We start from the raw sequence: 7,786 nt of genomic DNA, 5'->3' as shown, positions 1-7,786 counted from the left end.
TGAGATTAAAAGCGCCTAAAGTGAGTTTTGACCCTAGTGTACCTAACATACCGCTGACGTCACTTTTTAATGATAACGGATCTTCTATGGTACTAGAAACAGGGAAAATTACAGTACTGGAGTTAAAAGTATAGGTTCCCTTTAAATCAGTTGTTGAGTTTCCTGTCACATAATTTAAACCTCCATAAAAGTTAAGTACTTTAAATTTAGTACTCGCTATTGCAGCCACGGTAAATGCATTTGTTTTTGTTTCAAGCAATTGATCTCTTCCTTCTACTACAGCGCCATCTTCAAAATCGTAAGAAGCATCTAAACGTGTAAAAGCGGCTAAAACAGATACAGCAACTGGCAAATTAGCAGTTCCGTCTTCCCGTGCAAAAAGCTGCGTAAATTCCCATTGCAATCCAGCCCCATAGAGCCCTGTTTCTACTTCTCCTGTTTCTATTTTTGGAATAAAACGCGCTTTAAACTCTAGCCCAGCACCTAACCCGATACCCGCTTGAAAAAAAGCAGCAGGAACTACATCAAATCCAGCATTTCCAATTCCTTGAGCAAGTGTTATCATATCTTCTTGCAGTAGAAAATTGGTGGTCGATTCTCTACTGGTTATTACAAGGGTCTGATCTGGATCGTTCTCTCCCAATGCCGTTCCTACTGATCTAGGAGTGGTACCTCCATCTCCAAAAGTTACAGAAATATTTGCAGATGGATTACCAGTAGCATCATAACTGGACTGTATGATACGCTCATATTCTAATGGATCTAAAACAAATGATTTCTTGTCATCTGGGGCAAATGTACCCTGTACCCTAATCTGTAATTTAAATTTACCCGGATCCAGCACTTTACCACTTTCATACCATCCCGAGGCAAGATTATAAGTAAATGCTTCGGCGGCTGGAGCAGTATAAGAATTTGCATATTTATTTGCTGCTTCTGCACCAGCGGCCAAAATATCTGAGAATCCGTTTTGTGCGCTAGCTAAATAACTACTGGACATAATAACAATTAATACAATTAATTTTTTCATGTTTATCAGTTTAGATTATAAATACGTGTCAAAGAAACATTTGGATGTATAAAGTTATATGGAAATCCGCAATAATGCTATCAGCTTACTTTTTTTTTTAAAAAAATCCTTGATAAACAAGGACTTTTCTTTTGCTATAAGGTATTCATCGTTAAGCATCAATATTTGCATAAATAGCATTTTTCTCTATAAACTCTCTACGAGGCGGCACTTCATCACCCATCAACATGGAGAAAACCCGATCAGCCTCTGCAGGACTATCGATAGTGATCTGACGTAGGGTTCTAAATTCAGGATTCATTGTGGTATCCCAAAGCTGATCTGCGTTCATTTCACCTAATCCTTTGTAACGCTGCACTGATACAGAACCGCCAAAATTTTCAGCGATTTCATCACGGTCTTTATCTGACCAAGCATAGCGTTTTTTAGCCCCTTTTTTGACGAGATACAAAGGTGGTGTGGCAATATAAATATATCCTAATTCTACCAATTCTCTCATATAACGAAAGAAAAAAGTAAGAATCAAGGTAGCAATATGTGATCCATCAATATCAGCATCACACATAATTACTACTTTATGATAACGCAGTTTATCTAGATTTAGTGCTTTAGAATCTTCTTCAGTTCCTATAGTTACTCCTAGCGCTGTATAGATGTTACGAATCTCTTCATTTTCAAAAACCTTGTGTTGCATTGCTTTCTCAACGTTAAGAATTTTACCTCTTAATGGAAGAATAGCTTGAAATTCACGATCACGGCCTTGTTTTGCTGTTCCGCCTGCAGAATCTCCCTCAACAAGAAACACCTCACAAAGTGTGGGATCTGTTTCAGAACAATCAGAAAGTTTCCCTGGCAGTCCACCACCGCTCATCACGGTTTTACGCTGTACCATTTCACGAGCTTTACGAGCTGCATGACGAGCTGTTGCTGCAAGAATTACTTTTTGAACAATCGTTTTGGCATCGTTAGGATGCTCTTCTAGATAATCTTCAAGCATTTGAGAAACCGCTTGAGAAACGGCACTTGTCACCTCACGGTTCCCTAATTTAGTCTTCGTCTGTCCTTCAAATTGGGGCTCTTGCACCTTTACAGAAATAATTGCTGTAAGACCTTCTCTAAAGTCATCTCCAGAAATATCAAACTTTAATTTATCTAAAAGACCAGAACTATCAGCATACTTCTTTAAAGTAGAAGTAAGACCACGGCGGAAACCCGCTAAATGGGTTCCACCCTCGTGGGTATTGATATTATTTACATAAGAATGTAAATTCTCTGAGTAACTATCATTGTAAATCATGGCTACCTCAACAGGAACCCCATTCTTCTCCCCTTCAATAGAGATCACATCTTCAATAATAGGACTACGTGTATCATCTAGGAAACGTATAAATTCTTTAAGACCTTCTTCAGACTGAAAAGTCTCTGTGATGTTATTCCCCTCTTCATCCTGCCTTCTAGCATCAGTAAGAATGATATTGATTCCCTTATTTAAGAAAGAAAGCTCCCGCAATCTGTTAGCTAAAGTGTCGTAATTAAATTCTATAGTTTGCTGGAATATAGAGGTATCAGGAATAAAAGTGATATCAGTACCTCTTTTATCTGTATCTCCTACAGCTCTTACGGGATACATGGCTTTACCACGCTCATATTCTTGTTCCCATATTTTACCTTCTCTGTAAACCGTTGCTTTTAAATGATCAGAAAGTGCATTTACACAACTTACACCTACACCGTGAAGACCACCAGAAACTTTATAAGAATCTTTATCAAATTTCCCTCCAGCACCGATTTTAGTCATCACCACTTGTAATGCAGACACGCCTTCTTTCTTGTGCATATCCACAGGTATGCCTCGACCATCGTCCGTTACGGTGACACTGTTGTTTTCATTAATTTGGACCGTAATGTGATTACAATGCCCGGCAAGTGCTTCATCAATAGAATTATCTACCACCTCATAAACCAAATGGTGCAATCCTCTGATTCCTACATCTCCTATATACATGGAAGGACGCATGCGCACATGCTCCATACCTTCTAGCGCTTGAATTTGATCTGCGCCATAATTACCTTTATTTTCTTCGCTCATAAATAAATGTGATTTTTACTCTAAAAATGCATGATAAACAAAGATAAGAAACCACTAATGTATGTAGGTGTTTACCTCACAAATACCGCTCTAAGTTATTAACAAATTATTAATAGGCTACCAGCTTTAATAATGATTTTTTCACCTGTTCCAATACATACCATTCCCACATAAAAAACCTTACGCCTGTATAAGTCATTTTACTGTCTGCCTTTTATGGTGCCGCACAAAAAGACAGGTCACTTACTTTTAAAGACTGCGATAAAAGCCCTTTGGATGTCCTGTAAAGGGATTCAAATAAAGTCGCTGTTGCTAGTTTGATCCATAGCAGGCTTTCTAAAAGAGACCGTGAAATTTTTAGTTCACTTGTTCCGCATGACCAGATACGGAGAACTGGACCAAATAAAGCAACAGAAATTACCTCTTATAAGGATGTAATGATTGACCATCAACTGTTCCAAACTGGCAGCTATTCTATTTACAAGATTCCAGGCAAAAACCAATGAAGTTTTATTCTTAATTCGGCAACCGCACCATCAGGAACACACTACAATCTTAAAAGCCATTGTGTACATAATTCCATCTCCACGAGAAATAGAGTCTTTCTCCATAAGTTTTGTGAAACAAAAAAGGAGGGACTATTATATTTTTGGGATGGGTGGAAACAATGGCAACTCTTGAATTTTCAGTGGTCAGCTCTTAGGGAATATTCAAATATTTATGGGTCTGCAAGGAGACTTGCCATTTTGGATTTTCCATTACAAATTCTGTAATTAACGGAATCATCTTTTCACGCACCGACCACTCTGGTTGTAAAAAAAGCTTGCATTGAGAAGATACTTTTTCTGACTCCGCTTTCGCAAAAGCGAGATCATGACGATTAAAAACGATTACTTTAAGCTCGTGTGCTGATAGATAGACTTCTTGCAAGGGCATTTTTGCTTTCTTAGGAGATAAACAAATCCAGTCCCACTGACCAGTAAGCGGATATGCGCCACTGGTTTCTATATGGATGTCCAGTCCGGCATTTTTCAAGCCGGTCGTAAGTGGTTCCATGTTCCAAGTAAGCGGTTCTCCACCGGTCACTACAATAGTTTTACTGTATTTAGCTGCGTTTGCAACTATGTGATCTACTCCAGTAGGCGGGTGCTTTTCTGGCGCCCAACTTTCCTTGACATCGCACCAGTGACAACCTACGTCGCAACCACCTACTCTAATAAAGTAAGCGGCTCGACCCGTGTGATATCCTTCACCTTGAATCGTGTAAAATTCTTCCATCAATGGCAACATAGTACCTTTTTCTACTTGTTGCTGTAGGGTTTTTTCTAGCATGCGGCAAAGATACGTTTTAGCAGTTGTTTTCATTAAGCTTCAACCGGTTTAAAACTATTTTAACGAGTGGTAAACGTCCTGAATTTTAAATATGTGATCAATTCTGTACTTTTACAGTATTAAAAAACAGATGAATGTCCAAAAAAGAAGCTTTTTAAGGACATTACAGAAATGTGCCGATCTAAAGGAGCTTCCATTTTTATGAGCGTGGCGTTGCTGGATGGAGAAACTTTGACCAACACCTATGCAAAGATCCCTTTAAAAACCATAAACGGACCTAGCAGAGTAGCAAAGGCTGCAGCAACTGGAAAACAAAAATACTTCAAATTATCGCAGAGCAATCCTCTCAGCAAGGAATCCCAACCTTATTGTTGGATATAAAAGGAAACCTTCATGGAATCAAAGCTGGAAGTTTGGATACAAAAAAATTGACGAAAGTCATAAAAAGACAGGCTTAGAATTCATGAAAAAAAGGGCACCTGTTGAAATTATGACTTTCTTGGATCAAGAAGGAATTAGAATGCGAGCTGCCGTGAGCGAGCAATGCCCTGTGTTGTTGTCCAGAATTTTAGACGTTACAGAAATCCAAGCTGTAATTATCTCGGTTATTTTTAAATACGGTGATGATCATTAACTGCCTTTACTTGACCTAAAGTATCTTAAAAAGGCAGTACACTATGCTACTGGAGTAGAGAAAGAGGCGTTTCAATCTGAGTACGGACGTATTTCTACTTCTTTTACAGCAGCTATTTAAGAAAGCTTATAGAACTAGATCAGCAAGGTGGGCAGCGCTTTTTTTTTGGGAGAACGTAGTTTTGATGTAAAAGATTGGTACTAAAAAATCGTGATACAAATACTAACGTTTTTATTATGAGACTGACCGATATTCAATACAGAGCTAAATTATTTTCTACCTTTAGGATGAGTTTACTGGCTGAAATCTATGCTACCTTTCCAGAGATAGGAGCTATGGATCAACCCGGATGTATCCTGTATATTGATGAAACATATTTAATTTTTGATACCGCAAGTAAGGCTTTACGAGGTCAAATAGGAAGTGTTTTAAAACACATACGCTCTAAAGAAGAAAGCCTTTATTTTGTTGCTCAAAATCAAAATAATATTCCAAAAGGCATAGCGAGTCATTTAGGTCTTAAAATTCAACATGCGCCAAGAGCGTTTGCGGCAAAAGACAGAAAAGCTTTAAAACTCATCACGCAAAACTATCCTGAAACAGATTATTACGATACCGCAAGAATACGTACTTCTATTGGAATAGGAGAGACATTCATAAACGCATTATATAAAGAGGAAAGACCCAGTCCACTTGCAACTAATAGCCTACGCGCTCCCAAAAAGTCGCATCGCAGCCATTACCGACAGGGAATTAAGCGACCTGATAGTGGATTCTGAATTGACTGACAAGTACAACAAAGACATATACAGAAAAAAGTGCAGAGGAAATACTTCAAAACAAACAGAAAACGCAAACAAAAAGGAAGTAAAGAAACCAGCTGTTAATGAAAAGGCCATGGCAAGTACTCCAACAAGTTCAAGAATTGGCTCACATCAAAACCCTATTATCGATGTGCTTAACAGAGCATCTTTTATAAAAAGTGTTACGGAGATTTAAGGAAAGCACTGAAATGATAGTAAGAGTTAAAATACTAATAAGAAAACCAAAATAGTTAAAATAAACCTCGTATAGTTGGCACAGCAATTGTAATTTGCCATTTTTAAACAAGAATATGAAAAAAGTAATCGCATTAATAGCCGTAATACTAGCTTTAGCTAGTTGTACAAAAAAGCAAGATCCTTTTGAATGGAGTAAAAATCGTGTAGGCCATCTTACTAGCGATATGAAAGTATATCAACTGGACAGCATTTATGCAAACGATAGTATCGTCAGAGCTGTAAAAGGTGATGAATTTAGCAATGGTGCTAACCTAATAGAAATATTTGAAAAAGGAGGAGCGCATTTATTGACTCTTACTCCTAATCAGGCTTTAGACAGTACTGCCACCATTGAAAATATTATCATAAGAGACGAAAGATTTACCACTATTAAGGGAATCACTAAAAGTAGTTCCTTCAAAGACATCAATGCTGCTTACAAGATCAATAGCGTAGATAATATGATCGACGATGCCGTGATCTGGGTAAATGACGAGAATTTTTACTTCTCTATCTCCAAAGATAAATTACCTACAGATGTGAAATTTGACATAAATGCCTCTATTGAAAAAACCATGATTCCAGATGATACAAAACCACAGTACCTATTCGTATCCTGGTAAGGAATTTATTTATGAAAAAACTACTGCAAAAAGCCATACCTAAACTATATGGCTTTTATTTTAATATGTTGCATTTAATATCAAAGGAGAAAGCAGCAGCTCTTGCCCTTAGGGTTTTTAGTATTCCTAGAAAAGGCAAGGTTTTAGATCATCAAGCAGCATTTCTTTCTACGGCAAGAACACAACAAATAGCTTTTGAAGATGGTCTTTTTATGATCTATCACTGGAAAGGTACTGGACCTACCGTTTTACTTAATCACGGCTGGGAATCCAATAGTTTTAGATGGAAGTATTTAATTGAACCACTGCAAAAGCTGGACTACAACATCATTAGTATTGATGCTCCAGCTCATGGTAACAGTGACGGCTCTTTATTTACTGCTGTGATTTATTCTAGGATAATCAAAACTACTATTGAATTATATAAACCACAAATAGTGATCGCTCATAGCGTAGGAGCCCTGGCTACTATTTTTCAAGAGTCCAGCAACCGTCATGACTTTATTGAAAAGTTTGTGTTTCTAGGAAGTCCTAACAGATTAGAAGTAATCATGCGCGGTTACCAGAGTCTAGTTAGTTTCAATGACTCTGTTTATGAAAGTCTAAATGCGCTACTAAAAAATAAATTTGGCTATTACATAGAGGACTTTAGTGCTGCAAAATTTGCTAAAAAGATCGATGTGCCTTCCTTAATTGTTCATCATCCAGACGACTTGATCGTACCCTTTGAAGCAATGGGAGAAATAGCAGCAACCATGCCACAAGCCACTACCTATAGCTCTCAAACAGGAGGTCATAGTCTGTATACTCAAGAAGTAATTGATCAAGTTATGAAATTCTTAGAAAAGTCTTAATCCTCTTTTTACAAGCCTATTTTAACTTTGTGTTCAAAACCAATAATTAAGCTGGGGAAAAATTATTAACTCCTAGAGATGCACTAGTCCAAAATTTGTAAGAATGATTACGGCAAACAGGAAGAGAATATATAGTCTTGTTAAATTATCTGATTATTTTTTAAGATTCCCTATTTTTACTCTA

Annotated in this window: 7 protein-coding genes and 1 pseudogene; 5 read left to right on the top strand and 3 right to left on the bottom strand. The window is 37.5% G+C overall.

What is annotated here, in order from left to right:
- Nucleotides 1-1,030 (bottom strand): DUF6588 family protein (locus ACJAT0_RS11675; protein ID WP_415181793.1); only part of this gene is annotated, 1,030 nt, incomplete at its 3' end.
- Nucleotides 1,031-1,181: 151 nt separating this feature from the next.
- Nucleotides 1,182-3,119 (bottom strand): DNA topoisomerase (ATP-hydrolyzing) subunit B, encoded by a 1,938-nt coding sequence (gene gyrB, locus ACJAT0_RS11670; protein ID WP_374003270.1) that lies wholly within the window; start codon nt 3,117-3,119, stop codon nt 1,182-1,184.
- Between the two features lie 317 nt (nt 3,120-3,436).
- Between gyrB and ACJAT0_RS11665 the strand changes: the two genes are divergently transcribed.
- On the top strand, nt 3,437-3,625 hold the full coding sequence (locus ACJAT0_RS11665) for a DUF2911 domain-containing protein (RefSeq protein WP_415181792.1): 189 nt from the start codon (nt 3,437-3,439) through the stop codon (nt 3,623-3,625).
- Nucleotides 3,626-3,818: 193 nt separating this feature from the next.
- Here ACJAT0_RS11665 and ACJAT0_RS11660 read toward each other — a convergent pair whose 3' ends face one another.
- Nucleotides 3,819-4,484 (bottom strand): 7-carboxy-7-deazaguanine synthase QueE, encoded by a 666-nt coding sequence (locus ACJAT0_RS11660; RefSeq protein ID WP_374003268.1) that lies wholly within the window; start codon nt 4,482-4,484, stop codon nt 3,819-3,821.
- A gap of 335 nt (nt 4,485-4,819) precedes the next feature.
- On the opposite strand from ACJAT0_RS11660, the pseudogene ACJAT0_RS11655 reads away from it, so the two are divergent.
- The 4 genes and pseudogenes from ACJAT0_RS11655 (at nt 4,820) to ACJAT0_RS11640 (ending at nt 7,602) form a co-directional block, all read left to right on the top strand.
- Nucleotides 4,820-5,085 (top strand): annotated as a pseudogene (locus ACJAT0_RS11655) (helicase HerA-like domain-containing protein).
- A gap of 236 nt (nt 5,086-5,321) precedes the next feature.
- A complete protein-coding gene (locus ACJAT0_RS11650; protein WP_415181791.1) occupies nt 5,322-5,864 on the top strand; it encodes a helicase HerA-like domain-containing protein in 543 nt (180 codons plus the stop codon).
- A 335-nt stretch (nt 5,865-6,199) separates the two neighbouring features.
- The gene (locus ACJAT0_RS11645; RefSeq protein WP_415181790.1) at nt 6,200-6,748 is read left to right on the top strand and encodes a hypothetical protein; all 549 of its coding nucleotides are present in this window, start codon (nt 6,200-6,202) and stop codon (nt 6,746-6,748) included.
- Between the two features lie 11 nt (nt 6,749-6,759).
- Complete coding sequence (locus ACJAT0_RS11640) at nt 6,760-7,602, top strand: alpha/beta fold hydrolase (RefSeq protein WP_415181789.1); 843 nt, start codon at nt 6,760-6,762, stop codon at nt 7,600-7,602.
- Nucleotides 7,603-7,786 lie beyond the last annotated feature (184 nt).

The organism is Nonlabens sp., assembly GCF_047636915.1.
Lineage (GTDB): Bacteria > Bacteroidota > Bacteroidia > Flavobacteriales > Flavobacteriaceae > Nonlabens.
This window is presented reverse-complemented; position numbering and strand designations above follow the sequence as displayed.

What these genes read in the sequence shown, in the direction of transcription:
- gyrB (WP_374003270.1), bottom strand. Translation starts at nt 3,119, where the DNA reads ATGAGCGAAGAAAATAAAGGTAATTATGGCGCAGATCAAATTCAAGCG.
- ACJAT0_RS11660 (WP_374003268.1), bottom strand. Translation starts at nt 4,484, where the DNA reads ATGAAAACAACTGCTAAAACGTATCTTTGCCGCATGCTAGAAAAAACC.
- ACJAT0_RS11650 (WP_415181791.1), top strand. Translation starts at nt 5,322, where the DNA reads ATGAGACTGACCGATATTCAATACAGAGCTAAATTATTTTCTACCTTT.
- ACJAT0_RS11645 (WP_415181790.1), top strand. Translation starts at nt 6,200, where the DNA reads ATGAAAAAAGTAATCGCATTAATAGCCGTAATACTAGCTTTAGCTAGT.
- ACJAT0_RS11640 (WP_415181789.1), top strand. Translation starts at nt 6,760, where the DNA reads ATGAAAAAACTACTGCAAAAAGCCATACCTAAACTATATGGCTTTTAT.